The 26997-nt window shown below is 61.7% G+C and carries 24 protein-coding genes; 17 read left to right on the top strand and 7 right to left on the bottom strand.

Features of this window, described 5'->3' with window-relative positions; genetic code table 11:
• Nucleotides 1-113 precede the first annotated feature (113 nt).
• Nucleotides 114-1049 (top strand): type II CAAX endopeptidase family protein, encoded by a 936-nt coding sequence (locus JJ889_RS07575; RefSeq protein WP_291893357.1) that lies wholly within the window; start codon nucleotides 114-116, stop codon nucleotides 1047-1049.
• A gap of 311 nt (nucleotides 1050-1360) precedes the next feature.
• Here JJ889_RS07575 and JJ889_RS07570 read toward each other — a convergent pair whose 3' ends face one another.
• On the bottom strand, nucleotides 1361-2440 hold the full coding sequence (locus tag JJ889_RS07570; RefSeq protein ID WP_291893355.1) for a hypothetical protein: 1080 nt from the start codon (nucleotides 2438-2440) through the stop codon (nucleotides 1361-1363).
• 162 nt (nucleotides 2441-2602) lie between these two features.
• Here JJ889_RS07570 and JJ889_RS07565 point away from each other — a divergent pair, with 162 nt between their 5' ends.
• Nucleotides 2603-3520, top strand: a complete 918-nt coding sequence (locus JJ889_RS07565) for a hypothetical protein (protein WP_291893353.1) — start codon at nucleotides 2603-2605, stop codon at nucleotides 3518-3520.
• Here the strand turns inward: JJ889_RS07565 and uvrA are convergent.
• Nucleotides 3517-6393, bottom strand: coding sequence for an excinuclease ABC subunit UvrA (gene uvrA, locus JJ889_RS07560; protein WP_291893351.1), 2877 nt, complete (start codon nucleotides 6391-6393; stop codon nucleotides 3517-3519). The two genes, JJ889_RS07565 and uvrA, sit on opposite strands and share 4 nt — an antisense overlap.
• A 488-nt stretch (nucleotides 6394-6881) precedes the next feature.
• Between uvrA and JJ889_RS07555 the strand changes: the two genes are divergently transcribed.
• From JJ889_RS07555 to JJ889_RS07530, 6 genes are all read left to right on the top strand, one after another.
• The gene (locus tag JJ889_RS07555) at nucleotides 6882-7718 is read left to right on the top strand and encodes a hypothetical protein (RefSeq protein WP_291893349.1); all 837 of its coding nucleotides are present in this window, start codon (nucleotides 6882-6884) and stop codon (nucleotides 7716-7718) included.
• 417 nt (nucleotides 7719-8135) lie between these two features.
• A complete protein-coding gene (locus tag JJ889_RS07550) occupies nucleotides 8136-8936 on the top strand; it encodes a hypothetical protein (RefSeq protein ID WP_291893347.1) in 801 nt (266 codons plus the stop codon).
• Nucleotides 8937-9100: 164 nt separating this feature from the next.
• Entirely contained in the window at nucleotides 9101-9562 is a 462-nt protein-coding gene (gene ssb / locus JJ889_RS07545; RefSeq protein WP_291893345.1) for a single-stranded DNA-binding protein, read from the top strand.
• A 61-nt stretch (nucleotides 9563-9623) separates the two neighbouring features.
• Nucleotides 9624-10322 carry a hypothetical protein gene (locus JJ889_RS07540; protein WP_291893342.1) on the top strand — a complete coding sequence of 233 codons (699 nt, stop codon included), beginning with the start codon at nucleotides 9624-9626 and terminating at the stop codon, nucleotides 10320-10322.
• A 26-nt stretch (nucleotides 10323-10348) separates the two neighbouring features.
• Complete coding sequence (locus JJ889_RS07535) at nucleotides 10349-11656, top strand: NAD(P)H-binding protein (RefSeq protein ID WP_291893340.1); 1308 nt, start codon at nucleotides 10349-10351, stop codon at nucleotides 11654-11656.
• Nucleotides 11653-12123, top strand: coding sequence for a DUF2269 domain-containing protein (locus tag JJ889_RS07530; protein WP_291893338.1), 471 nt, complete (start codon nucleotides 11653-11655; stop codon nucleotides 12121-12123). Before JJ889_RS07535 ends, JJ889_RS07530 begins: the two co-directional genes overlap by 4 nt.
• Nucleotides 12124-12132: 9 nt before the next feature.
• Here the strand turns inward: JJ889_RS07530 and JJ889_RS07525 are convergent, their stop codons facing one another.
• Entirely contained in the window at nucleotides 12133-13416 is a 1284-nt protein-coding gene (locus JJ889_RS07525) for an ectonucleotide pyrophosphatase/phosphodiesterase (protein ID WP_291893336.1), read from the bottom strand.
• Between the two features lie 235 nt (nucleotides 13417-13651).
• On the opposite strand from JJ889_RS07525, the gene JJ889_RS07520 reads away from it, so the two are divergent.
• Entirely contained in the window at nucleotides 13652-14269 is a 618-nt protein-coding gene (locus JJ889_RS07520; protein ID WP_291893335.1) for a hypothetical protein, read from the top strand.
• On the opposite strand, the gene JJ889_RS07515 is transcribed toward JJ889_RS07520, so the two are convergent.
• Nucleotides 14266-15321 (bottom strand): hypothetical protein, encoded by a 1056-nt coding sequence (locus JJ889_RS07515; RefSeq protein ID WP_291893333.1) that lies wholly within the window; start codon nucleotides 15319-15321, stop codon nucleotides 14266-14268. The genes JJ889_RS07520 and JJ889_RS07515 overlap by 4 nt on opposite strands.
• 253 nt (nucleotides 15322-15574) lie before the next feature.
• On the opposite strand from JJ889_RS07515, the gene gyrA reads away from it, so the two are divergent.
• Nucleotides 15575-18361, top strand: coding sequence for a DNA gyrase subunit A (gyrA, locus tag JJ889_RS07510; protein WP_366940085.1), 2787 nt, complete (start codon nucleotides 15575-15577; stop codon nucleotides 18359-18361).
• Entirely contained in the window at nucleotides 18358-18966 is a 609-nt protein-coding gene (locus tag JJ889_RS07505; RefSeq protein ID WP_291893328.1) for a LysE family translocator, read from the top strand. Before gyrA ends, JJ889_RS07505 begins: the two co-directional genes overlap by 4 nt.
• Here the strand turns inward: JJ889_RS07505 and JJ889_RS07500 are convergent.
• The gene (locus JJ889_RS07500; protein ID WP_291893326.1) at nucleotides 18963-20405 is read right to left on the bottom strand and encodes a tetratricopeptide repeat-containing sulfotransferase family protein; all 1443 of its coding nucleotides are present in this window, start codon (nucleotides 20403-20405) and stop codon (nucleotides 18963-18965) included. The genes JJ889_RS07505 and JJ889_RS07500 overlap by 4 nt on opposite strands.
• A 180-nt stretch (nucleotides 20406-20585) precedes the next feature.
• Between JJ889_RS07500 and coaD the strand changes: the two genes are divergently transcribed.
• The 4 genes from coaD to JJ889_RS07480 are packed head-to-tail and all read left to right on the top strand — an operon-like array spanning nucleotide 20586 to nucleotide 23104.
• On the top strand, nucleotides 20586-21074 hold the full coding sequence (coaD, locus tag JJ889_RS07495; RefSeq protein ID WP_366940083.1) for a pantetheine-phosphate adenylyltransferase: 489 nt from the start codon (nucleotides 20586-20588) through the stop codon (nucleotides 21072-21074).
• A gap of 2 nt (nucleotides 21075-21076) precedes the next feature.
• Nucleotides 21077-22036, top strand: coding sequence for a peptidylprolyl isomerase (locus JJ889_RS07490; protein WP_291893323.1), 960 nt, complete (start codon nucleotides 21077-21079; stop codon nucleotides 22034-22036).
• A 5-nt stretch (nucleotides 22037-22041) separates the two neighbouring features.
• Nucleotides 22042-22494, top strand: coding sequence for a peptidylprolyl isomerase (locus JJ889_RS07485; protein ID WP_291893321.1), 453 nt, complete (start codon nucleotides 22042-22044; stop codon nucleotides 22492-22494).
• 4 nt (nucleotides 22495-22498) lie between these two features.
• A complete protein-coding gene (locus JJ889_RS07480; RefSeq protein WP_291893319.1) occupies nucleotides 22499-23104 on the top strand; it encodes a carboxymuconolactone decarboxylase family protein in 606 nt (201 codons plus the stop codon).
• Here JJ889_RS07480 and JJ889_RS07475 read toward each other — a convergent pair.
• Complete coding sequence (locus tag JJ889_RS07475) at nucleotides 23101-24027, bottom strand: endonuclease/exonuclease/phosphatase family protein (protein ID WP_291893318.1); 927 nt, start codon at nucleotides 24025-24027, stop codon at nucleotides 23101-23103. The two genes, JJ889_RS07480 and JJ889_RS07475, sit on opposite strands and share 4 nt — an antisense overlap.
• Before the next feature lie 73 nt (nucleotides 24028-24100).
• Between JJ889_RS07475 and queA the strand changes: the two genes are divergently transcribed.
• Both queA and tgt read left to right on the top strand, forming a co-directional pair.
• On the top strand, nucleotides 24101-25159 hold the full coding sequence (gene queA, locus JJ889_RS07470; RefSeq protein ID WP_291893316.1) for a tRNA preQ1(34) S-adenosylmethionine ribosyltransferase-isomerase QueA: 1059 nt from the start codon (nucleotides 24101-24103) through the stop codon (nucleotides 25157-25159).
• Nucleotides 25156-26295 (top strand): tRNA guanosine(34) transglycosylase Tgt, encoded by a 1140-nt coding sequence (gene tgt / locus JJ889_RS07465; RefSeq protein WP_291893314.1) that lies wholly within the window; start codon nucleotides 25156-25158, stop codon nucleotides 26293-26295. The genes queA and tgt overlap by 4 nt, the downstream gene beginning before the upstream one ends.
• Here tgt and JJ889_RS07460 read toward each other — a convergent pair.
• On the bottom strand, nucleotides 26292-26900 hold the full coding sequence (locus JJ889_RS07460) for a hypothetical protein (RefSeq protein WP_291893312.1): 609 nt from the start codon (nucleotides 26898-26900) through the stop codon (nucleotides 26292-26294). The two genes, tgt and JJ889_RS07460, sit on opposite strands and share 4 nt — an antisense overlap.
• Between the last annotated feature and the right edge of the window lie 97 nt (nucleotides 26901-26997).

Genomic DNA, 26997 nt, shown 5'->3' with positions numbered 1-26997 from the left:
TTCCACACACGCCAGCAAAAGCCCCGCGCCGGTCGCGGGGCTTTTTGTATAGGCATCTGGTGCCGGCGCGAATTCCCGGATAATCTCTCGCCGTCTCGAGTTGTGGGGTGAGTATGGCTGGACGGGAACTCTTCGCGCCAAGGCGCGCCAAACACCGTCGTACCTGGACCATTGCGGGTATCGTCCTGCTGGCCGTTTTCCTGGTCGGCGGTTTCCTGCTGGCTCGTGAACTTTCTACATTTTTCGGTTGGGACGCCCTGATGGCGGAATACAGCTGGGGGCCAGTGGCCTACCAGCTTGGTGTCAGCTTTGGTCTTGTGAGTCTTGTCTGCCTGCTCTGGGTCTTCATTTTCGAACGCCGCGGGATTGGCGCGATCGGCCTGAACGGACGCTTTCTTGTGCGGTTCCTGCGCGGGTATGTGGTCGGACTTGGTTTCCTGGCCGGCGTGGTTGGCATTATCGCCTATATGGGCGGATATGAGGTCGAAGGCAGCGGGTCGCTGGCCGTCGCAGCTCTTGTCCCGATCGGGGTAATCCTGCTGGGTTTCATCATCCAGGGGTCGACCGAGGAGATCCTCTTCCGGGGCTGGTTGATGAGCGTGATCTCCTCACGCCATGGCGCCTTCTGGGCCATCCTCATCACCTCGGTCCTGTTCGGCCTGTTGCACGGGTTCAACATTCCGCCAGGCCATGTGCTCTATCTGGGGGTGACAAACATCGTGCTCGTGGGCCTGTTCCTGGCGCTCTATGCGCTCAAGGAAGGTTCGATCTGGGGCGTGTGTGGGTTCCATGCCTCGTGGAACTGGTTGCTGGGCGTCGGGTTCGGGCTGGAAGTCTCCGGCGGGCATATCGTGGAACAGCCTCTGATCGTCGACCTGGCGTCCACCAATGACGTGCCCTGGTGGATCACCGGTGGCCCCTTCGGTCCGGAAGCCAGCGTGGTCACGGCGGCGGTGTTCGCGACGGGCTGTGTGATTGTGCTGTTGTTCGGTCGCGCCGCGGATTTCGGTGTGGAGGCGGCAGTGGCGCAGGATATCCCTGGAGAATAGCAGAGTGGGCAGTGATCGGATCCGGTCTCGCTGACGTGTGCCTAGACAGATTTCAACGGGAAACCTTGCATGTCGGCTGTCCTTTCTGCGTTGATTCTGTTGACTGCCTCGCAGGGGACTGATCACGGTCTCCATCATTACTGGCATAGCTGCGCCTGCCTTCACGGCTGACCGCGCAGAGCCTGGCGGCCGTTCTGGCGCTCAGAAGCGATGACATGTCCACGCCTTGGCTACGCCAGTTGGATGAGCTCGAAGCGCGCTCGGTCGAGCGCTGTGATTGCTCTTACCAGGCGCAGCCGCGCAAGGGCGCCTCAATGGCCCTCTTCGCTATTGTCGACCTCAATAGTCTGGACCCATTCCTGGAAATCCAGACGGCAGGAAAATCTCGTATTCTCCCATCCTTGGCCGACAATATCGAGGAAGCGACTATCCCGTTCTTCAAAGCCGGAGACTGAGATGACCGGGTTCGGGCCGCAATAAACAGGCGCGAAACGGCGCGGACCGGATTTGCTGACCATCATCATGATATCAAACATTCGTCGGCCGGTGCGCACGCCGACGAGCGCATAATCCCCCTGGCGTACGACCCATATTTCAGGCCGCTCCCTGAGACCAAGCCCGGGGTGATAGGGAGAGGGGGCGATGGTGCGGCCATCCATCCTGAGATAATATTCGCCCACGCTGATGCCGCAGAGCTGGCTGGTGATGCCGAGAAGACCGATGGCCTCGCCATAGCGACCGCAATTAATCGCGGGTGGCTCGGGGCGGTCGCGCAGGATTTCTTCACCATCCGGCGTCGTCGCCACCATCAGGCCGTCATAGGCCACGGTGAGCTGGATATCCTGGAGGCGTACGGGCTCCGCTCTTTGCCGTAGTTGGATCTGGTATTGCGTCATCGTCTCGAAATCGAGTCGGCAAAGCGTGTTCTGGCCCTCGGAGGAATAGCCAATGACGGCGAACCGGCCATTGTGGGAGAAGCCAAACACATGCTGCGGTCCGTATCTGCCGCAGGAAATTTCCTCACGGCGCCAGTCATAATTCGAATGGGTCCCTTCACGGGCCCATTCCGTCCAATGCACCATGGCGGCACGTGAATAACCGTCCGAACTGCTGCCGATGATGTAGCGGTCCGCATGGGACATTGCCCAGAAGGTTTCATCACCTTGTCCTGGCAGGCCGGTCACGCGCGGCGCGGTTCCGAGCTCGAAATCGTCATAACCTTGACCATCGAATCTGAGCTCGCCATCGATCAGCTTCGCGCTATGGCAAAGCGTCTCCTCGGCCGTTGAATCGATGATCGCGGCGGAGGCCTGACAGCTGATAATCGCGCCGTCAGCCACGCTCGGCTGGACCAACAGGGCCAAGCCGGCGCCTACCAAAAAATCTAACATGAATTCCCCCTGAAATCAGATTCTCGCGCCCAGTATTGCGATGAATAGAATTCACGCAAGTCTGTGTAAGTTTAACCTAAAGTGGGGTTTTGGAGCCGAAATTCAACTTGCTCTTGGCAGCGGTTTGATGACAATCTCGCGGCAAATATCTGGGGGTGAGTTGTGAACGAGACAGTGCCTTTCTGGGAGATGCTGACCCATGGCTTCCGCGCGCTGGTCCGGCGTCCGGTCCATGCCGTCATTCTGATCGTCATCGCGAGTGCCGCGATGATCGCCTACTACACTTGGGTGCAGAGCCCGGGCGGGCTGGCCTGGATGCGGTCCTATATGGACGCAACGGCCGCTCTGTCGCAGGGCGAGTGGATGCCTATTCTGTCTGCGCTCATCATCCCGATACTGGCCGGTATCGGGATCGCCATGATCGCCTATAGTGGGGCTTACCGATTTCTCGTGCGCGAGAAATCCAAGATCTGGCTGCCGTTCCAGATCGGCGCGGATGAGCTGCGCGTTTTCGGCGTCACTGTCGGCGTCACCCTGCTCGTTCTCGCGATCTCGGCAGGCTATCTGCTCATCCTGGGGCTGATCGGTTTGATCATCGGCCTATTCATCGACCTCTTCATTGAGGGGGTGAGCAATGGAGCGGGCGGGATTGTCGACCTGTTCGTGGCGGTGACCGGGATCATCCTCTTCATTCCGGCCCTGGTCGGGCTGATCTATGTGACGGGGCGCGTCTCGGTCAGCTATCCGCTGAGTATCAAGGAAAAACGCCTCACACTGGGCGGCTGGAAAGCCAGCAAGGGGCAGGGCTGGGCCCTGTTGGGCGCGCATCTCGTGCTCTTTGTCGTGAGCACCATCATCCAGTTTTTCCTGGTTGGCGACATGATGATGGCGAGTTTCGAGATGGGCGCGGGCGGCAGCGGGCTCTCTGACGATCAGCTGGCCTTGATGGCCAATCCCTACGGTGAAGGGCTCTATATCGCCGCACCAGCCTATATCGTCATCCTGATCGCCATGTTGGGCCCAACAGCGGCCGTGGCGGCCAAGGCGGGAGACGCACAGGCGAGCGGTAGCGTGTCCTAGCCGGCCCGTTTCGATTCACGCTCGGCATCCCGTTCCAGCAGCGGTTTCAGATAGCGTCCGGTCCAGCTCGCCTCGACCTTTGCCACATCCTCCGGCGTGCCGGCCGCGACGATCATGCCGCCGCCATCACCGCCCTCGGGACCCAGATCGATCAGCCAGTCGGCTGTCTTGATGACATCGAGATTGTGCTCGATCACCACGACCGTGTTGCCGGCATCGACCAGCTCGTGCAGGACTTCGAGCAGCTTGCGCACATCCTCGAAATGCAGGCCCGTTGTGGGTTCGTCGAGAATGTAGAGCGTCTTGCCCGTCGCGCGTTTGGACAGTTCCTTGGAGAGTTTCACGCGCTGGGCCTCACCGCCCGACAGCTGGGTCGCAGGCTGGCCGACCTTCACATAGCCAAGACCGACACGCTTGAGCGTTTCCATCTTGTCGCGCACGGCCGGGACCGCCTTGAAGAAGTCGGCGGCTTCCTCGACCGTCATGTCGAGCACATCGGCGATCGACTTGCCCTTGAACTGGATCTCCAGCGTCTCGCGGTTGAAGCGCTTGCCGTGACACACATCGCACGGGACATAGACGTCCGGCAGAAAGTGCATCTCGATCTTCACCACACCATCGCCCTGGCAGGCTTCACAGCGACCGCCCTTCACGTTGAAGGAGAAACGGCCGGGCTTGTAGCCGCGTGTCTTGGCTTCGGGTAGCTGGGCAAACCATTCGCGGATCGGCGTGAACGCACCGGTATAGGTCGCCGGGTTGGAGCGCGGTGTGCGGCCGATCGGGCTCTGGTCAATGTCGATGACCTTGTCCAGCGCGTCCAGACCTTCAATGCGGTCGTGCGGAGCAGGGACTTGCTGGGCCTTGGCCAGGCGACGCGCGGCCGCCTTGTAGAACGTCTCGATCGTCAGGGTCGACTTGCCGCCGCCGGACACACCGGTCACACAGGTCAGGACTTTTAGCGGGAAGTCGGCCGTCACGTCCTTGAGATTATTGCCCGTCGCGCCGACGACGCTGACCTGTTTCTTCTTGTCGACCTTGCGGCGCTTGGCCGGCACCTCGATCTGGCGTGCGCCGGAGAGGTACTGACCCGTCAGGCTGTTCGGATTGGCCTGGACTTCCGCCGGCGTGCCCGCAGCGATGACCTCACCACCATGCACACCCGCAGCGGGGCCGAGATCGACGACATAGTCGGCCGTCAGGATGGCTTCCTCGTCATGCTCGACGATGATGACCGTATTGCCCAGATCACGCAGGCCCTGGAGACTGTCCAGCAGGCGGGTATTGTCGCGCTGGTGCAGACCGATGGACGGTTCGTCGAGCACGTAAAGCACGCCGGTCAGGCCCGAACCGATCTGGCTGGCCAGACGGATGCGCTGGCTTTCACCGCCGGAGAGGGTGCCTGAGGCGCGATCCAGTGTCAGATAGTCCAGCCCCACATCGACCAGGAATTTCAGGCGCTCGCGGATTTCCTTGAGAATGCGCTCGGCGATCTGCCGGTTCTTGGGTGAGAGCGTGTCCTCGATCTCGCCAAACCAGTCGCGCGCATTGCGGATCGACATTTCCGACGTCTGGGAGATGTCCTTGCCGTCAATCTTCACCGCCAGGGCTTCCGGCTTGAGGCGCCGACCGCCACAGGTCTCGCACGGCTGGGAGGACTGGAAACGCGACAGGTCCTCGCGCACCCAGCTGCTGTCGGTCTCGCGCCAGCGGCGCTCCAGATTGGGGATGACGCCTTCGAAGGGTTTTTTGGTCTCGAACTTACGCAGCCCGTCCTCATAGATGAAGGTGACATCCTCCTTGGTGCCGAAGAGGACCAGCTTGCGGAAGTCTTCCGGCAGGTCGTGCCAGGGCGTGAACATGTCGCCGCCCGCGTGCTGGGCCAAGGCCTGAAGGGTTTGCATGTAAAGCTTGGACGTCGCTCGGCTCCACGGTGCGATGGCGCCGTCATTGAGGGATTTGTCGCGATCGGGAACGACCAGGTCCTGGTCGAATTTCAGTGACTGGCCGAGGCCGTCACAGGTCGGACAGGCGCCAAACGGGTTGTTGAACGAGAACAGGCGCGGCTCGATTTCCGGAATGGTGAACCCGGAGACCGGGCAGGCGAAACGCTCGGAAAAGATGATGCGTTCCGGATTGCCTTTTTCGTCCTTGCGATCGGCAAACTCGGCGACGGCGATGCCATCGGTCAGGCGCAGGGCGGTTTCCAGGCTGTCGGCAAGGCGGCTTTCCAGCCCCTCCTTGATGACCACGCGGTCCACGACGACGTCGATATCGTGCTTGAACTTCTTGTCGAGCTCGGGCGCGTCTTCCAGCGTGTAGAACTCGCCATCCACCTTGACCCGCTGGAAGCCGGTCTTCAGCCATTCGGCAAATTCCTTGCGGTATTCGCCCTTGCGACCGCGGACGACCGGGGCCAGCAGGTAGAGCCGCGCGCCATCACCCAGCTCCATCAGCCGGTCGACCATCTGGCTAACGGTCTGGCTCTCGATCGGCAGTCCGGTCGCTGGCGAGTAGGGCGTGCCCACACGCGCAAACAACAGGCGCATATAGTCATAGATCTCGGTCACCGTACCCACCGTGGAGCGCGGGTTTTTCGAGGTCGTCTTCTGTTCGATCGAGATCGCCGGGGAGAGGCCCTCGATGGAGTCCATGTCCGGCTTGGCCATCAGCTCCAGGAACTGGCGCGCATAGGCGGACAGACTCTCGACATACCGCCGCTGACCCTCGGCATAGATGGTGTCGAAGGCGAGCGAGGACTTGCCCGAGCCGGACAGGCCCGTGAACACGATCAGGCTGTCGCGCGGCAGATCCACCGAGACGTTTTTGAGATTGTGCTCGCGTGCGCCCTGCACGCGGATCCTGTCTAGCGCCATGTCGGGAAACCCTGCCCAAATGAGTCGAAAACGTCTGTGAACATTTAGAGAACAGAAGCGCGCGCGTCCAGCGCCGGGTCTGCCTCCTCCTGACACAACGTAGGCAGCAGGAACACCGCGGCAACCATTCGTCTCAGCCGTGACGCATCATTGCGCGGGTGTGTGCGCCCGCTTCCCCTATCTTCTCCTCCCGAGAAGTGCCGGAGCGAAGCGGAGGCGAAGGGGGGGAGCGATAGCGAGCTATTCCTCCGGGCTGCGCCCTCCGGCCCCTCCGTCTCCGCCTTCGCCAAGGCTACGGCGGATCCACCTCCCCGAGGGGGAGGATGGTCGAGCTCGCGGATCGAGCGGCCGACCTGGTAGTGGGTTTCGGGAGGTCAGTTGGCTGGTGCCTGGTGGGGAAACCGGCTGGACAGCGGCTGAAGAGTGTGTGTCCCTGCTTGTGCGTTGGAACAGGCGCTGTGTTCCGGTTTTGCACCCGAGAGAACGGTATGGATGAGAGTTGCACCGGCTTCGTTATCTACGGACTGAACGAAGGCGTGACTGATACAATTTCATGGCTCAAAAAGGCGATTGAGCTATTCGAACAAGCTGGTGTGCAAATCGATAAATGCGCGCTTGCGGCCCCGGGATTCTCCGGGAAATTGGTCTCTTTTACCCGGTCAAAGGGAAAGATCGCGAGCCTCGATGAAGGTGTCGGTAGCTTTCAGCTTGTCGGTTTGACGAGGGAGGGCCGTCATCCCGTTTTCGATTTCCGGATGTACCTCATGGTTTCGCTGGAGAACGGTGTCGCCAATCTTGTTGCTGAGAGCGCGCTGTGGCGTCAAAACGAAAGCGCCATGGCGGACCTTGTCGAATTGTTGGTGGGGAGTGTGCCGGCAGGCTATGGGTTCGAATATGAGAGAGCCAGATCTGCTGGAGTCGTTACGTATGCTTTAGGCAGGGTGCAAGGCAATTGGGATGGAAGCAGTGAGGACAGTGACTCCGAACATCTCAATATATCATTTTGGAACCACGCGCGGAGGGAGGCGGTTTGGAAACACGGTCAGATGCGAAGCGTCTATCTCCAAAACTATCTGAACCGACAACACCTGAAACGGCCAATTGAAGGAATGTCGCTGGAAACCTGGATCAGTGCAGGGGAACACCGCGGTCACTTGCGGCAGATGAGCCGGGACATGTGGGTGTGGGACACTCGCGAAGCAGATCGAGACGGATTGCGCCGCGCCCTTTGGAGAGAAGGGATCCTGTTCAATTGGGCCAAGGACCTGGAGGGCGCTTCAAAGCATCCGAACGCCGGTGAGATAACGATTCCCTGGGGCAATTAGCTGTCGACTGATTAATGGGGACACGCGGTTCGCTTGATGGCTCAGCGAACATTCTTGACGACGAGAATGGCACGCCCGGGCGAGGGACAGAGATGCGAGCCCCTGGTATCCAGTGGTGTTCCGATTATCTTCCCCTCCGGGGAAGTGCCGGAGCAAAGCGGAGGCGAAGGGGGGCGAGCGGAGCGAGCTGACCTACGGGCTTCGCCCTCCGGCCCCTCCGTCTCCGCCTTCGCCAAGGCTACGGCGGATCCACCTCCCCGAGGTGGAGGATAGTTCGAGCTCGCGGATCGAGCGGCCGATCCAGGCCCGAGCTGCGTTTCTGGGTGTCGCTAGACAAGAACACAATTGTGTGAGTGTCTGTCTTGTCGCGGACTGTTGGTGCGCCTACCAGCCACCTCGAACATAACGGAGCCTGAGATGTTCAACTGGGGCAAAAAGAAGACTGTCAAACCAGTTGAGTGCGACGAGGAAACGTACCGTGAGCGGAGCCTGCGGGATTTTCGAGCGGATGCAGAACAAACCGCTATTGCTCGAGCTCAGGCGTGCGAGCGCGGGAATGTTGTTCACCAGGTTCGGATGTTGGAGTCCGAGATAGGTGCGTGGGTGCAGCTCGTCGTGACAAACTGGAGGGTGCGAGGTGAGTATGAGGATGCGCTGCACGCCCTGCTTCGCCTGCAGGAGGTTGCACTCGAACTATCCCAGCTTCCGGGCGGAAGAATTGTGGAGGGAGAATCCATCAATTCACTTCATCTCCTCTTGATCGCGGCGGGCAAAGCCGAGCTGATTCCTCAAATATTTCCAACGTTCGCGACCGTCTATCCATGGGATGTCGTTGATGGTGTTTTGATCGCAAATATATTGGGCAAGCCCGTCCCCGCAGCTGCTACGGAAAAGGCAAAATCGCTTCTCGCGGGGCGCGGAGAAATCGCGCGCACGTATCGGTCGTACTTTGAATTACTTGAGCGCGAAAAACCAACTGAGGGTCGTGAAGCGATTTTGGTTCGGGCGGAGAGTAATTGGGAGAACAGAGCGAGGTCGACCGCCGAGTATCCTGGACCGAATTTCGGAATTGGTCAGGCTGTGGTCAAGGTGGAAATTGATCTGCGCTTGGCTGCAGTTCTGAGCCAATTGGATTTTGGAGGCGATAGTCCGCACGCTTGGCCTTGGGGGCGAGCGCAGCGAGCAGCTGACCTCCGCGCTGAAGCGACAAAGGTTTGAAGGGTACGACCACCTGTACACGCCTGTGGAAGCACAGCGCTGCGCTCTGGACATCCCGTCTTTTCGCCGTCCACACTCCGCCGCAAGAATCGCGTGTTTGACGCGCGGAACAGAATGTGAACAAATGGCGGGCGAGAAGCTGGCCGAGAATGGAGACCAGGGCGATGGCGGGTGTGAACAAGGTAATTCTGGTAGGTAATCTGGGCCGTGACCCGGAAGTCCGTCGCATGAATTCCGGCGATGCGGTCTGCAATCTGTCCATCGCGACGTCGGAGAGCTGGCGTGACCGCCAGACCGGCGAGAAACGCGAGAAGACGGAATGGCACCGCGTGGTCATCTTCAACGAGAACCTGGTGAAGGTCTGCGAGAACTATCTGCGCAAGGGCTCCAAGGTCTATGTCGAAGGCCAGCTGCAGACCCGCAAGTGGACCGACCAGAACGGCCAGGAAAAATACTCCACCGAGGTTGTGCTCCAGAAATTCCGCGGCGAATTGCAAATGCTCGACGGCCGCAGTGAAGGTGGCAGCAGTTTTGAATCGGCTCCGTCCAGAAGTGCTCCGGCGGCGATGGATGGCCCGAAAGAGGACTTCCGGAACGCAGATCTGGATGATGAAATCCCGTTCTAGGACATGAATTCGCCGTCTTGTGCCGCAAGCTTCCTGGCAGATGGCTAAATCGGAGCATGACATGCGTGCATTTCTGACGGCTTCCCTTGGCGCCCTTTGCCTGGCTGGTCCCGCGATCAGCCAGGAGGATCCCAATCTGCGAACCCCGTCGATCTATGTGATCGAACATGAAGGGGTGAGAGGTGAGTTTGTAGTCGGTGATGCGGCATGGGGCGATGTCCTGGCGACCCTGTCGGCCGTGCGCAGTGCAGATGAAGCGCAAGCCGAGGCCATCTCCCAGCAACTCTGGGAGCGTCGCGATCTGAATCCGCCGGTTTTCCTGTTTGAGGTGGCCCGCCGCGAGGCTGCAAGCAATCCGGAGCGGGCGCTGGAGGCTTATTTCCTCGGGCGTGCCCGGTCTGTTTATGACGCCATGCGCTGTGTCGACAGCACGTCGATGGAAGTGGTCGACATGGCCTCGCAATATGCCGGTGAGGGCATTGTGACCCTGTTGTCGGAAAGGCTCGACCTGGCCGAGCCGGCACTGGAACGTCTGCTCAATTCCGGCGAAGCCTTTTCCAGCCAGGCTTCACCCTGGTGGGCCTGTTCCTTCGGGCAGGCCGCCTATTATGCGGCGGTGAACAATTCCCCGATGGCGGGCAATGAATGGCTGAAGGTCGAGGCAACCTGGTCCTCGTTGCAGGATACCGTGCGCCGCAATATCGAGGGAAATCTGCTGATTGTTCAGAGCGCGAGAGCCCAGGCGAACGCTCAACCCTGATCATGATCCGGCGGCGGAGCTTTTGAATGAAACTTCTCGTCGCCGGCGCAGCGGGCTTTATCGGCTCCCACATCGCAACAGCCCTCCAGGCGCGCGGTCATGAGGTGATCGCCGCGGCACGCTCCTGGCGGTCGGCCCGGACACGCTTGCCCGCGCTGGACTGGATCCCGTGTGACTTTACCACCGACAAGACGGCCGACTGGACAGGCCGGCTCGAGGGTGTGAATGCGGTGATCAATTGTGTCGGCGTGCTCCAGAACGGGCTGAATGAAAACTCCCGCGCCGTGCATGTCGACGGGCTCACCGAATTGATTGAGGCCTGTCAGAAAACAGGCGTCGCCCGTTTCGTCCATATCTCGGCCGTGGGTGCCGTGTCGGCCTCCGGTTCGACCTATGCAGCAGACAAGGAGGCGGGCGAACAGCTCGTGCTCGATGCCGGACAAGGGGACGCTCTGGACAGCGTCGTTTTGCGGCCCTCCCTGGTCGTTGGCCGCAACAGTTATGGGGGCACCAGCCTCATCCGCGCCCTGGCCGGCCTGCCCTGGATCACACCGGTCGTGGGCGGGGAGCAGGTCTTCCGACCGATCGCGGTGGATGATGTTGTTGATGCGGTGGAACAGTGCTGCCGCCCGGGTTCGCCCGCCGGTGTGCGCTGGGACCTGTCCGGACCGGAGCGGATCAACCTGGCCGATATCCTGGTCGCTTATCGTCGCTGGCTGGGCTTTGGCGAGACACGCCTGGTGAAAGTGCCGCGTTGGATGGCGCGTCCGGCCTTCCTGTTCGGCGACATGCTGGGCTGGCTGGGTATCAAGACGGCCATGCGCACCAATTCGCTCAAACAGCTTGATTTCGACGTCGAAGGCGATCCGCAGCCCTGGCTGGAAGCGACCGGCGCCAAACCGCGGGGCTTCACGGATTTCCTCAACGCCTCTCCCGCGGGAGCGCAGGATCGCTGGTTCGCCCGGTTGGGTTTTGCCCGACCGCTGGCGCGTGTCCTGCTCGCTGCCTTCTGGCTGGTCACGGGCATTCTCTCGCTCACCATCGCGCGATCAGAAGCCCTGTTCATCCTGGAACGCGGCGGGTTCTCACCGGAGATGCAACAGATTGTCCTGTGGGGCGGGTCCATCTTTGACATGATTGTCGGCGCAGCCATGTTGCTCAAACGCCATGTGCGCATGGCGGCCTGGCTGATGGCGACGATGACGATTGCCTATCTGACCGCGATCACGATCAGCCTGCCCGGCCTGTGGTCCGGCGCGTTGGGGCCGGCGCTCAAATCCGTGCCGCTGATCGGCATGGCGCTGATGATCGCCGCGACCGAGGATGAGAGATGAGCGAACTCTATCCGCTCCTTCGTCTGGTCCACATCCTTTCCTCCGGCGTCCTGTTCGGGGGCGGGGCGGTGATCGCCTATTTCATGCTGACGGGCTGGCGTTCGGGCAAGCTCAACGAGTTCTATTTCGCCGCGCGTTTCACTGTCACGGCCGATTTCCTCTTCACCACAACCGCCGTCATCGTCCAGCCCGTCTCCGGCGTCATGCTGGCAATAAGCGCGGGATACAGCCTGTTCGAACCCTGGCTGCTGGCCAGTTATGCGCTTTATGTCCTGATCGGGATCTGCTGGCTGCCGGTCGTGTGGATCCAGCTGCGCGTGCGCAACCAGCTCGCCGAGGCGGGCGAGGGCGGCGCCATTCCTGACGCCACTCACAAACTGATGCGCTACTGGTTCTGGCTCGGCTGGCCGGCTTTCACGGCGCTGATCGGGATCTTTGCCCTGATGATCACCAAGCCGATTTTCTAGCGCGCCGGCTTACTCTGCCGGACAGCGTCCGCCGGAAATGCGCTCCACCTCTGCCGGATCGCCATTTGTCTCGGCAGGTTCGATTCCCAGGGCGCAGGCGATCAGGCCATAGACATTGACGTTCTCGAAGCTGTCCGGACGCGTGCCGGCCGGGAAGATCGGGCCGGCGCCGATGAAGGTTGCGCCCATTTCCTCGGAATAATTGTCAAAGCCGTGATTGCCGCGCAGACCCGCGAGGTAGGGGTTTTCCAGATTGGCGCTGGAGAGGCTGAGATGCCAGCCGGGATCGCCGACGATCAACAGGTCCGGCGCACGTGTCGGGTGGTCGATATGATAGTGATCCGGCATGTCCTCGGGCCGATAGACCGAGATGTTGTCATGGGCGCCGTTCAGCGCGTGATAGGCCCGCTCGACAACCTCGTCCTCGCCCCAGGCATAGACATAGGGTTCCAGCCCGGCGCCAAAACGGCCCAGGAAGTCCGGCATGTAGAGACCGTCCAGATCGGCCAGCGCGTCGAGCATGACAACACGTTCGGTCGAGGTCGGAGCCATGCCGTGGTCAGAGAGCACGATGATCGTCGTGCGTTCCATCAGGCCGCGGGCTTCCAGTCCGGCGACCAGATCGCCGACCAGCCCGTCCACACGCGCAACCGCTTGGCCTTCTTCCTCGGTGAAGGGGCCGGAGCGGTGGATGATGCTGTCGACATGGTCGAAATAGACCGCGGCGAAATCCGGCTGGCCGTCAGCGGGCGCGTCGAACCAGGCGAGCACTTCCTCGACACGGTCCTCATAGGGTTTCTCGTGTTCATACGGGTGCCAGACCGTCGGACGCTGGCCCTCGACCTCGGAACCCAGCCAGAACATCACATGCGCCCGCAGGCCCTGGTTTTCCGCCGTCTGCCAGATCGGCTCGCCAGCCCACCAGAACGGGTTCTGGGCATCGCCATTGCGATTGGAGAACATGGTGTCGGCTTCGCGGTCATAGGGCGCATTGGCCAGCATACCGTGGTTTTCCGGATAAAGCCCGGTGGCGATGGAGTAGAAATTCACGAAGGTCTTGGACGGCATGACCGGATACATGCTCTGCGGGCGAGTGCCGCGGGCTGCCAGGGCCCGCAGGTTTGGCGCCTCGAAACGGTCGATGGCGTCGTAACGCAGCCCGTCCAGGCCGATCATCAGGACAATGGGATCTTCTCCCGGTGCTTCCGCCACTGGCGTTTCCACGCTCGCACAGGCGGCAAGCATGCTGCTCAGACCCAGAATCAGGGCCGTCTTGAGTGTACGGACAGACATGAATTTCCTCGATTGATCGCCCAAGTGCAGTCCTTCTAGAGCTGTTGGCGCCCAAGGCAAACGCATAATTTCGTGACGGGGCGCCTCAACTCGCCTGTCATTACAGGCAATTCAGTGTCCGGACAGGTTTTTTACTGCTTCGGGACGGCTATTTTGTTTATCTGGTCCGGTGGCGCGGGAAGTCTTGATGACGGTCCTGCCCACTGGTGAGAATTAGCGTGCGGTGACACCGGATATGACACGACGAGAAAAACGCTCGGAAAGCCTCGAAATCCGTCTCGGCCACCAGGCCAAGCAGGAGTTCATGCAAGCCTGCAAGGACAAGGGGCTGACAGCCAGCGAAGTCATTCGCGATTTTGTCGAGGCATATCCCGTGAAACCACGCCGGCGGGTTTGGCCAAGATTGACCATGCCAAACAAGGAACCCGTCATGAGCTTTTCTCTCGTTGCTGTCCTCTCAGCCAGCCTGGCTGCCAGCGCTTTCCTGCCGACCCAGTCCGCGATCGGTGATCGCCGTGATCCCGAGGCGGCCTTCGCCCAGATCGACGCGGATGGCGATAATCGTTTCGATCTGACAGCCATGTATGAGCTTGCCGGGCTTACTGCGCAGGGTGAACTGAGCCAGGAAATGGTCAAGGAGATCACCGATACGGTCCAGGCCGCGATGATCGAAAACAGTGCCTTGATCCAGGAGGAGGTGTTGTCGATCGACTTTGAACGCCTGCTGGCCCAGTCGCTGGAGAGTGCACAGTCATCGGCCGCGACCAGCGTTCAGGGGATTTTCAACGAAATGGATGCCAATTCCGATGCTTGGGTGACGCGCAGCGAGTTCATGCGCTACGCGCGCAGCTAGATCCTGTCGGGATAAAGCACTTCAACGAGGTCGGAGGTGCCATTGCCTCCGGCCTGTGTTGCCCCGCCAATGACGACGATACCATCTCCAATCGTCACCGCGCCCAGACCGTGGCGCGGGGTCAGCATGTCCGGACCAGCCTCCCAGCTGTCAGAGACCGGGTCATAGATCCAGCACTCGGGGTACACACCGCCGCCATTGGCGAAATACTCTCCGCCCATCGCATAGAGCTTGCCGTTGAGCACCGCCGCGCACAGCCCGGCCTGGCCCTGGGGCAGGGGCGCAAGTTCGTGCCAGCGGTCCTCAATCGGATCATAGGCCTCGTGGTGAGCGCGATTGCCGTCATTGACCACACGCCCCCCGACCACATGCAAACGCCCGTCAATGACGCCGCCAGCGGCGGAATTGCGCGGGTTCGGATTGGGAGCAGCGGTGTCCCAGCTGTCGGACGCCGGGTCATAGACATAATGCATGCCGCGATCGCCATGATCATTCCAGTTCGCATTGGCCGAGCCATTGGGCTGACGACCGGTGGCGACATGGATGTGATCGCCCAGGCTCATGGCGACGGTCTCGCCATAGGGCAGGGGCATGGGGGACATTTCCGTCCATCCGAGCGTCTCCGGGCTTAGACGCGTTGTATTCGCGATCATATTCCAGGCACCATCTACGTTGGCCCGAAACCCGCCGAACGCGTAGACAAATTCGTCGTGCCCTACGAGGTTCGGGTGGTGCCGTGGCTCCGGAAGCGGGGACAAAGATTGCCAGGTCGGGCTGCATGTGTCGGTATCAACGTCTGAGCAGTCGTCCGCCTGCATTCCCAGAACATAGCCATTGCGACTGATGGCGAACCCGCTAGCGGTTCGTGTGAAGCCCCCCGCGACAAAGATCCGGCCGTTCAGGCTCGTGGGATAGATCTCTTGGGCGACGATCGGAAGCGAAGGCCAATTGGCCCATGCCCCTGTCTGCCGGGCATGACCAGTGCCACTCGCCATCGTCGCCACAGTGCCGGCCGTGCCGAGCATGAAAGTCCGTCTGGAAAACAGGTTCATCCGCTCCTCCACTTTGAACCCAGCCTAGCGGAGAATCGGCCTGTCGTGTCTCACGAATTGGTCAGGCTTGAACGGCAGCGCGCATTTGCTTGGAATCACGCCAATTGTTAAGACTTGGGTAGAAACCGACCGCCTGATTCACGCGCGCGCACGCGAGCGCGAGAGCTGGGCGGCGAATTCCTTGTAGGACAGGCCTTTCCGGCTCGTTCGGCATCAATGAAAGAGACCCGCTTTGAGCGATCACGACGACGACCTGACAGCATCTGATTCTGGCCTTCCGGAAGGTGTAGGCAATATCGCCATCGAAGAGGAGATGCGCCGCTCCTATCTCGATTACGCCATGAGCGTGATCGTCAGCCGCGCCATTCCGGATTCGCGTGACGGTCTCAAGCCGGTTCACCGCCGGATCCTCTACACGATGCACGAGAACGGTCAGACGCACGAAAAGGCCTATCGCAAGTGTGCGACCGCCGTCGGTGACGTCATGGGTCGTTATCACCCGCACGGTGACCAGGCCGTCTATGACGCGCTGGTGCGCCTGGCGCAGGACTGGTCCATGCGCGTGCCGTTGATCGACGGCCAGGGCAATTTCGGTTCCATCGATGGTGACCCGCCGGCCGCCTATCGTTACACCGAGAGCCGGATGGAAAAGGTCGCGCAGTCGCTGCTGGCCGATATCGACAAGGACACGGTGGATTTCGTCGAGAACTACTCCGCCGAGCGCCAGGAACCGACAGTCCTGCCGGCCCGTTTCCCGAACCTTCTAGTCAATGGTGCCAATGGTATCGCCGTAGGCATGGCGACGAATATCCCGCCGCACAACCCGGGTGAGGTGATCGACGCCTCGCTGGCCCTGTTGGACAATCCGGACCTGTCGGAAGAGGAATTTCTCGACATCCTGCCGGGACCTGACTTCCCGACCGGTGGCCTGATCCTCGGCCGCGCCGGTGCGCGCAGCGCCATCCAGACCGGCCGTGGCTCCATCGTCATGCGCGCCAAGACCGATTTCGAAGAGGTCCGCAGCGGTCGCCAGGCTATTATCGTCACGGAAATTCCCTATCAGGTGAACAAGGCGACGATGATCGAGAAGATCGCGGAACTGGTCCGCGACAAGAAGATCGAGGGCATTGCCGACCTGCGCGACGAGAGTGACCATTCCGGCATCCGCGTCGTCATCGAGCTCAAGCGTGATGCCAATGGCGATGTCGTCCTGAACCAGCTCTTCCGCTGGTCCTCCATGCAGACGAGTTTCGGCGCCAACATGCTGTCGCTGGTCGATGGTCGCCCGCAATTGCTGGGCGCGCGTGAGATCATCAAGGTCTTCCTGCGCTTCCGCGAGGAAGTTGTTGCCCGCCGTGCCAAGTTCGAACTGAACAAGGCCCGCGACCGTGCACACGTCATCATTGGCCTGGCCCTGGCTGTCGCCAATATCGACGAGGTCATCGCCCTGATCCGCAATGCGCCGAACCCGACGGAAGCACGCGAGCAGTTGATGGCCCGTGAGTGGCCGGCCGCCGATGTCGCGCCGCTGGTCGAGCTGGTGGCGGATCCGCGCTCCATGCTGACCTCGAACGGCACGCTGCGCCTCACCGAGGAACAGGCCCGCGCTATTCTCGAGCTGCGCCTCAACCGCCTGACCGGTCTGGGTCGCGACGAGCTGGGCAATGAAGCCAAGACGCTGGCCGAGGAGATCGAGGACCTGCTCGACATCCTGCGTTCGCGCGCTCGTGTGCTCGACATCATCCGCTCGGAAATGCTGGAAGTGCGCGAGAATTACGCGACGCCGCGCCGCTCCGAGTTCATGGATGGTGGCCTCGACTTCGAGGACGAGGATCTCATCCCGCGCGAGGAAATGGTCGTTACGGTCACGCATGGCGGTTACGCCAAGCGTACGGCGCTGTCCGACTATCGGGCCCAGCGTCGTGGCGGCAAGGGCCGCGCCGGCATGGCGACCAAGGACGAGGATTTCATCTCGACCCTGTTCGTGGCCTCGACCCACGCACCGCTCCTGTTCTTCTCCAACAAGGGCATGGTCTACAAGACCAAGACCTGGCGCCTGCCGCTCGGCGCGCCGAACACCAAGGGCAAGGCGCTGGTGAACCTTCTGCCGCTGGACCAGGGTGAGACCATCACCTCGATCATGGCGCTGCCGGAGGATGAGAGCACCTGGGCCGATCTCAACGTCATGTTTGCGACCAAGTCCGGCACGGTACGTCGCAACAAGCTGTCCGACTTCGTCCAGGTCAACCGCAACGGCAAGATCGCCATGAAGCTGGAAGGTGAGGAGGAGCGCATTATCGATGTCCGCCTCTGCACCGAACAGGATGATGTCTTCCTGGTCTCTGACCGCGGTCGCGCCATCCGCTTCCCGGTCACCGATGTGCGTGTCTTTGCCGGCCGTAACTCGATCGGCGTTCGCGGGATCCGCATGGGGGCTGATGACAATCTGATCTCCATGGCCATTCTGCGCCATGTGGACGTCACGCCGGCCGAGGCTCGCGCCTACATGAAACACGCCACCGCCATGCGCCGTGCGCTGGGCGATGACGAGGCGGATCTGCCGACGACGGAACCGGCCGAGGACGGTGATGAGGCGGCTCTGACGCCGGAACGCATCGCCGAACTGGGCGCGGCCGAGCAATTCCTGCTGACGGTTGGCGCCGACGGCATGGGCAAGCGTTCATCGGCCTATGACTACCGTGTCATGGGACGGGGCAATCAGGGTGTCGCTGCGCAGGACCTGTCCCGCGGTGCCATGCTGTCGGCCAGCTTCCCGGTCGAGGACGCCGATCAGATCATGGCCGTCACCGATGGTGGCCAGCTGATCCGCTTCCCGATCGACGGGGTGCGTATCGCCGGACGTTCGACCCGCGGTGTCCGCCTGATCCGCCTGAATGGCGAGGAACAGGTCGTGGCCGTCGTCCGCATCGAGGATGCCGGTGATGATGAAGGCGCGGATGTCGAAGATGGCGCAGGCGTCGAGGGCGGTTCCGAGGGCGAAACCCCGGAAGCCGGCAGCTCTGACGGCGGCGAAGAATGATTGAAGGGGCCACGCTACTCTCGTTCATCGCAGCGAGCGTGGCCCTGATCATCATGCCCGGTCCCAATGTCGCGGTGATCCTCGCCACCGGGGCAGCGCACGGGACGCGCAGCGCGCTGCTGGTTGTCGCCGGAACGACGCTGGCCCAGGCAGCCCAGATCGCGCTCGTTGTTGTGGGACTCGGTGTTCTGCTCTCGATCTGGGGGTGGGCGTTCACGGTCCTGAAATGGGCCGGTGTCGCCTATCTGGTCTGGATGGCGTTCAAGATCTGGACAGCCCCGCCATCAGGTGAAGCCAAACCCCTGGACGGCCAGCTTTTCATGCACGGAGCAGCCACTGCCCTGGCCAATCCCAAGACGATGGTTTTTCACGCCGCTTTCCTGCCGGTCTTTGTTGATCCGACACGCGCAACAACACCTCAGCTTTTCACGCTCGCCGGCGTATTCCTTTTGGTCGCCCTGGTGCTGGACAGCGCCTATGCCGTTATGGGCGGAGGACTGTCGCGTTACCTGCGCAAGGCGCGGTTCCAGCGTCTGGTCAACAAGATGAGCGGCGGGCTGATTTTCCTGGCCGCCAGCTGGCTGGCCCTGCGCCGCAGCCACTAGGCCGGGCGATAGGCCTCGCTGAAGGGGCGCATCTGCACTTCATACTGTTTCCAGCCTGCAACCGCCTTGTCATAGAGCGGCTGCCGAACCTGGTCGACGGAAGCGGTCAGGACTGCGCGGCGGGTCTCGTGGAAACGTGACATTTGCGGTTCCGGCGCCAGGCCGCAATGTTCCGCGATACGCGCGATCCAGCTGTCGGCATCGGCGACAAGGTCCTCGTACTGAACGCTCAGTATGCGATCCGGGTAAAGTGTCGACCAGTGCTCATATAGCCGGTCTTCAAGCCGGAATTGATGCGCGATGTCCTCAAGCGACCAGGACCAGTTGAGCCCTTGCGGGAACCAGGTCCGGTAACAGGACAGCGCGGCGGCTTCCGGATTGCGGCGCATCCAGATCAGCGGGGCCTCGGGCAGGCTGGCCTCCAGCCAGGGCAGGAAACGCGAGAAATTCAGCGTCTTGTCGACGATCCGCCCTTCCGGTCCAAAGCGGCCGTCCAGCATGTCCAGGTAAAACCCGCCGACCATGCTCCACGGGTCAGGGTGAGCGGCGTTGAAGCGTTCGGCAAGCGCAGGCTGGACGCCACCGCCAATCGGCATCAGCGCGTGTTTGAACAGGTTGAGCTCCGCGCCATCGGTGACCGTGCTGTGCGAGCACAGGATCTGTTCCACCAGGGTCGAGCCCGAGCGTGGCAGGCTGGTCACCAGGATAGGGCGGGTGGATGTCTGCGTGCTAGGTTTCCAGCCCATTTCGGCGCGCGGCGTACTGGCAATAAGGGCATCAACTGCAGCTTCTTCCCGGGATCGGTCGTAGGGGCGTACGGAGCGCATCAGGGCCGCCGCCCGGTCCCAATAGTCAAACGCGGATCGATCGTCAGCGCGGTGTTGCCACAAGCCGAGCGCGGATTGCATGGCCGCCTGGTTTTCGGGCGGCGTGCGGACGGCCTGGCTCAATGCCTGTTTGAGCGCCTCGATCTCCCGTTCTGAACCGGTTCCTGGCAGGTTGGCGAAGCTGACCCAGGCCGGTGCTGCGAGCGGGGCCTGGCTGAGAACACGGTCGAAATGCTCGCGCGCTGCCTCGGTCTCGCCGAGCTGGCTGGCGATCACACCGCAGAAATGATTGAGGCCGAGGCTTTGCGGAAGGCGTTCGAGCGCGGAGTGCGCGCGTTCACGTGCTTCGCTCATGCCGCCATTGCGAACAAGAATGTCCAGAAGCCCGAGCAGTTCGGGCTCCTGTCCGGAGCTCCGGTCCAGAACCCGGAGTGCAAAACGGCGCGCATGTCCGCAGGCGCCGATGGCATCCGCGAGACGGGCCAGGGGCGCAAAGGCGATGGCGGCGGTGTCAGGAGCATCGGCCAGCCGGGAGAGAGCGGTCAGGCAGGTGGCACGATCTCCCCGTTTCAGGGCGGCAACCGCCTGGTTCTGTTCCTGCGCGAAATTCATGAATTGTCCTGCCCCGAGCCCGCTCAAGTATGAGCGTCACATCATGCCTAGGCGGCAGTCGCAAAAGTATCAAGAGATTGATCTTCCTACCTGCATCTGCAAGAGATACGGCACGAGCAAACGATGTTGCCGCCGGGGATGGACCCGGCTGGTGATGTCGGCAAGAAGGATTGTCTCGCCATGTCGCGCACCGCGCTTTATCCGGGCACGTTCGACCCGCTGACGAATGGTCATCTCGATATTATCGGGCGGGCCGTGAAACTGGTCGACAAGCTGATCATCGGCGTGGCGATCAACGAGGCCAAGCGACCGCTTTTCTCCCTCGAGGAACGCGTGCAGATCGTCGAACAGGAAGTCGCGCACCTGGCAGAGAATGCCGAGATCGAGGTGCGCCCGTTTGATGGCCTTCTGATGCATTTTGCTGAGCAGGTCGGCGCCCAGTCCATCATGCGTGGATTGCGAGCTGTATCTGATTTTGAATATGAGTTCCAGATGGTTGCGATGAACCAGCAGCTGAATGACGAGATCGAGACCGTGTTCTTGATGGCCGATCCACGTCACCAGGCCATCGCCTCCCGTCTGGTCAAGGAAATAGCCGCCCTGGGCGGTGATGTATCGGCTTTTGTCCCGCCGCGGATTGAAAGCCGTCTCAAGGAGCGTTTTGCGTGATCATGCGTTTATTCCTGTCGACTGCCCTCGCACTGGCCCTGACCGCCACGGCCTGTGCCCGCGAAGCGGAAACTGAAACCGAGGCAAGCACCGAGAGTGCTACGGCGTCGGCTGCAACCACAGCAGTGGCGACCTCCGTCCAGGAAGAGGCGGTTACTGCCTATGATTTTCCGGAAGACGCCTGGCGCGACCTGGACCCGGAAAATACGCTCTACATTGAAACTGATCACGGTCGGATCGTTGTGGAACTGGCCCCGGAGTTTGCGCCGGCCCATGTCGATCGCATGAAGTCGCTTGCGCGCGAGCGTTTTTACGACTTCCTGGTCTGGCACCGCGTGATTGACGGGTTCATGGCGCAGGGCGGTGGATCCCGCGCCAATGCCAACCACCGTGCCGATCTGCCGGGCCTGCAGGCCGAGTTCACGGTGCAGCGTGGTGCGGAGCTCGAGATTTCCGAGCTGATGGACCGCCAGGTCAGCCCGTCCATTCCGCAGGTGGGCAAGGCCGGTTTCTGGAATTCCTTCCCGGCCGGTACCCAGCCGATTGCCCAGTCCATGATCACGGCCACAGGCCAGGTCGCCAGCTGGCTGCTGCACTGCCAGGGCGCCGCTGCCATGGCGCGGACCAATGACCCGAACTCGGCTGGCAGCCAGTTCTACATCACGCGCGGCGATGCCGAGCACCTCAACGCCTCCTACACGGTCTGGGGTCGGGTGCGTTACGGACAGGATGCTGTCAACAATATCGCCGTGGGCACGTATCAGCAGGATCCGGGTTTCACCCCGGACCTCATCCGATCCATGCGGGTGGAGGCTGAACTGCCCGAGGCAGAGCGTACCAATGTTCAGGTTGTCGACACGGACCACCCGTCCTTCGCGGCCTATCTCGAAACCCTGCGTGACACCTCCGGAGCACTGCCGGATGTCTGCGCGATTGATATTCCCACTCGAATTCAGGACTAAGACGAATGGCTGACGAAAAAATCGTATTCACCCTTGATGGCGGTGATGTTGTGATCGGACTGCGCCCGGACCTGGCGCCGAAGCATGTCGAGCAGATCACCAAACTGGTCAAGGATGGCTTCTACGACGGCCTGACCTTCCACCGCGTCATCGACGGTTTTGTCGCCCAGGGCGGTTGCCCGAACGGCAATGGCATGGGTGGATCCGGTACGAATATCCCGGCCGAGTTCAATGCCGAGCCGCATGTGCGTGGCACCATGTCCATGGCCCGCGCTGCGGATCCGAACTCCGCGTCCAGCCAGTTCTTCATCTGCCTGGACGAAGTTCCGTACCTCAACAACCAGTACACCGTCTGGGGCCAGGTTGAATCCGGCATGGAACACGTCGACGCGCTGCCGAAGGGCGAGCCGCCGGCCGAGCCGGGCAAGATCATCAAGGCCACCGTCATCGAGGCATAGGGCTTTGAGCTGGATCAAGACAGTTTCACGAGAGGCGGCCACTGGCCGCCTCAAGTCTATCTATGACCGGGTGGCCGGTCCGGATGGTCAGATCGACAATATCCTGGCGTCGCACAGCCTGCGCCCGCACACGCTGGAAGGCCATATGGCCCTCTACAAGGCGACGCTGCATCATTTCGGCAATACGCTGGACAAGGCCTATCTGGAAACGATCGGCACCTATGTCAGCATGCTCAACAAATGCGCCTATTGTGTCGAACACCATTTTGCAGGCCTGAAACGTCTGTTGGGTGATGATGCTCGCGCTGCTGAGATCCGCTCGGCGCTGGAGAGCGATGACCTGGCGTCCGCTTTCGACGGTCGTGATCTGGCCGGGCTGGAATACGCGCGTGAACTGACCCGGCAGCCCTCTGCGCTGAGTGGTGAAGTTATCGAGCGCATGCGCGCGGCGGGCTTTGACGACGGAGAGGTCCTGGAGATCAACCAGGTCACTGCCTATTTTGCCTATGCCAACCGCACCGTGCTGGGGCTGGGTGTCAGCCATGTGGGCGAGGAGCTCGGCCTGTCACCCAATGACAGCGATAGCCCGGACGACTGGTCACACGGCTAGTCAGACTCGATACGGGCGAGATCGATGATCAGGGGACGGTGGTCGGAGCCGGTTGCGGGTCCAACCTCGATCTCAACCCGGGCCCAGTTCTCGCCGGCGAAGGCGTGATCAATCCCGACAATCGGCAAGGGTGCCGGCCAGCTGGCCTGGTGGCGTGTCAGGCGCGTCAGCTGCCAGTCCATCTCCATCCTGCGCAGAGCATGGGCGGGCGAGGCGGCGTTGAAATCTCCGACCAGAACGAGATCCGGCCGCTCGACCCGGCCCAGCTCCTGGGCAATGGCGTCGATCTGCTCGCCCTGGTGGGAGAGAGGTTCCGGCCATGTGAGGTGAATTGATCCCAGCATGAAGCGAGTGCCATCGGCCAGCTCAACTTCGGCCCAGGCGCTCGAGGGCAGATCCAGATAGGGCTCACCCGGGCGATGGTTCGGCCGCAGACAGCCACTGCCGCTCAGCGGCAGGCGGCTGTAGATGCGCGTCGATTCCCAGCGGCAACGGATGAAATAAGGGTATTCGCCTTCCAGCGCCTCCAGCATGGGGTTCTGGTGGTTATAGGCTTCCTGCAGCGCGATGATGTCCGGATCGCTGGCCTCGACCACCTCGACCAGCCCGCGCGCGGCGCGGGTTGAACCCCACAGATTATGACTCACAATTCGGATGTCTCGCCCGGTTTCGATAACCGGAATATCGCGTGTGTCGACGGCGATCGCCGCGAGCAGGGTGATGCAGATACTGGTGGCGGCCGCGAGGGCGAGGGTGCGCAGGGCCAGGGTCGCGACCAGCAGGCCGATCGCGCCAGCCATCCAGACAGGCCAGAGATGGTTGAATGTGTCGGTGGGCGCGCCAAATACCCCCGCAAGACAGGCGGCTGTCAGCAGGATCAACCCGCTGCTTGCCAGTAACAGACCCGAGCGGATCCAGTTCATTCAACGCTCCATGTGCAGAGAAATCGCCGCTTGCGTGTTGCCGACAAGAATGGCGAAAGATAGACGGTGCGGCATGAAAGTAACTGACTTCGACTTTGAACTGCCCGAGGAGCGTATCGCGCTTCGTCCGGCGCGTCCCCGTGATGCTGCACGCCTGTTGCACGTCGCGGCCGGCGGCGCGTTGGCCGACAAGGGCGTGCGCGACCTGCCGGACCTGCTGCAACCCGGGGACCTGATGGTCATCAACGACACCAGGGTCATTCCGGCCGCGCTGGAAGGCATTCGCCCCGCCCGCGCGCATGGCGGCGGCGGGGATGTGACGCTTGAAGTCAATCTGCACAAGCGCGAGGCCGCTGATGCCTGGCGCGCCTTCATTCGCCCCGCCAAACGCATCCGGGAAGGCGATACGGTCCGCTTTGGCGCGCTGTCGGCTGTGGTCGAGGCCAAGTCGGACGGTGGAGACACGCTGTTGCGGTTCGATCAGTCCGGGGCCTTGCTGGACGAGGCGATTGCCGCAACCGGCGCGCCGCCGCTGCCGCCATATATCGCGCGCAAGCGTGGTGTCGACGAGCAGGACAATGAAGACTACCAGACCCTGTTCGCGCGGGAAGAGGGATCGGTTGCTGCGCCGACGGCTGGCCTGCACTTTACCGAGGGCCTGTTGCAGGCGCTCAGGGATCGCGGCGTGGAGCTGGTCCATGTGACCCTGCATGTGGGGGCCGGCACTTTCCTGCCGGTCAAGGTGGATGACACCGATGATCATGACATGCACTCGGAATGGTGCACGATTTCAAAGGCCGCTGCTCAACAGATCAACCAGGCCAAGGCGGATGGTCGCCGGGTCATCCCTGTCGGCACCACGGCTCTGCGCACGCTTGAAAGCCTGGCGTCTGAGCCGGGCAAGGTCGAGGCAACCAGTCGCGACACCAATATCTTCATCACGCCAGGTTATGAATTCCGCATCGCCGACGCCCTGATGACCAATTTTCATCTGCCCAAGTCCACGCTCTTCATGCTGGTCAGTGCGATGAGTGGGCTGGATGTGATGCAGAAGGCCTATGCCCACGCCATCGCCGAGGAATATCGTTTCTATTCCTACGGCGATGCGTGCCTGCTGGAGCGACAGACATGAGCGCCTTTCCCTATACGATCCATGCAACCGACGGCGCGGCGCGCTGTGGCACGCTTTCCACCTCGCGCGGCGATATCCAGACGCCGGCCTTCATGCCTGTGGGCACGGCAGGCACGGTCAAGGCGCTCTATATGGACCAGGTGAAGGGCACCGGCGCCGACATCATCCTGGGCAATACCTATCACCTCATGCTGCGCCCGGGTGCCGAGCGGGTGAAGAGTCTGGGCGGTTTGCACAAATTCTCGACCTGGCAGGGTCCGATGCTGACCGATAGTGGCGGTTTCCAGGTCTGGTCGCTCTCCAAGCTCCGAAAGATGACCGAGGAGGGGGTGAAGTTCCGCTCCCATATCGACGGGTCGGAATACAATCTGACGCCGGAACGCTCGATCGAGATCCAGGCGGACCTCTTGGGCGCGGACATTTCCATGCAGCTGGACGAGTGCACCCCCTTTGGCTGTTCGCAAGAAGAGGCCCGTGCCTCCATGGAGCTCTCCCTGCGCTGGGGCGCGCGCTCCAAACAGGCCTTTGGCACGCGGGACACCCAGGCGCTGTTCGGCATTGTCCAGGGATCGGTGTTCGAGAACCTTCGCCGCGAAAGCGCGGAACGGTCCATCGAAACCGGGTATGACGGATATGCCATTGGCGGACTCGCGGTAGGCGAGGGGTTTGAAGTGATGTGTGAAGTCCTCGACTACACCACACCGCACCTGCCAAGCGAGCGCCCGCGTTACCTGATGGGCGTGGGCAAGCCGATCGACCTGGTCGAATCCGTGGCCCGCGGCGTCGATATGTTTGACTGCGTTCTGCCGACCCGTTCCGGTCGTCATGGCCAGGCCTGGTCCGACTGGGGCCCGATCAATATCAAGCGCGCCGAATTCGTCGATGATGACAGCCCGCTGATGCCTGAGCTCAACTGTCCGGCCAGCCGCGATTATTCAAAGGCCTATCTCAATCACCTCTTCCGGTCTGGCGAGTATCTTTCCGCCATGCTCCTGAGCTGGCACAATATCGCCTACTTCCAGGACCTGACGCGGCGCATGCGCGAAGCGATCAAGACGGGCGAATTCGCGGCCTTCCGCAAACAGTTCAACGAACGCTGGCAAGAGGGGCAGGCGCAGCGCGCGGCGCAGCCTTAATCCTCTTCCTCCACGAGCCCATAGGCTTCGAACGCCCGACGCATCTGTGCAGGCGGGCAGCCGAATCCGTCATAGAGGCCGCGCAGATAGCCGCGGCGGCGCTGGGCGTAGTCGCGTTGCTGGTCGGCTTCGCGTTCAATGCGGCCGGCACCCCCAATGAAACGCACGACCGGGCGAACCGGATTGAGACCGACAATGGTGGAGCGATAGAGGCTGCGTGCGCCACTGGCCGCAGCGCCGGGCGCTCGGGAGGCCGCACGGGCGCCGCGCGAGACCCAGCCTTCATCTTCCGGATTGTCTTCAGCTTCGCGGCGCTGGACTTCCTCGATATCGGGGCCAAGCACCACCGTCAGGCGGGCGATGTCGCGCGCCACCGTCGAACAGCGACGGCGCGAGCCTTCACCGCCATAGGGCGTGGGCACGGTGTCATCGCCTTCATCAACCATGACGGCGCCGGGGCGCCGCCGTGGCAGTCCGGCGGCATCTTCCAGCGCAACCCGGGTTTCCGTTTGTGCAAAGTCCGATGCCTCGCCAGCACGCTGGCGGGTCGACGAGCATGCACTTGCCGCTAACGCCGCAATAACACACGCAAAAATGAAATTCATTCCCCTCATGAGAAGCATCTTACTGAAGAATGTGACGAAAGATCATCAAAAATGCTGAAATATCGCAGCAATCGCGGATTGACCCCGCGGAATCTCG

It is taken from the genome of Maricaulis sp. (assembly GCF_017643475.1).
Classification (GTDB): Bacteria; Pseudomonadota; Alphaproteobacteria; order Caulobacterales; family Maricaulaceae; genus Maricaulis.
The sequence above is the reverse complement of the archived record's forward strand: the minus strand, read 5'-3'. Positions and strand labels throughout refer to the sequence as shown.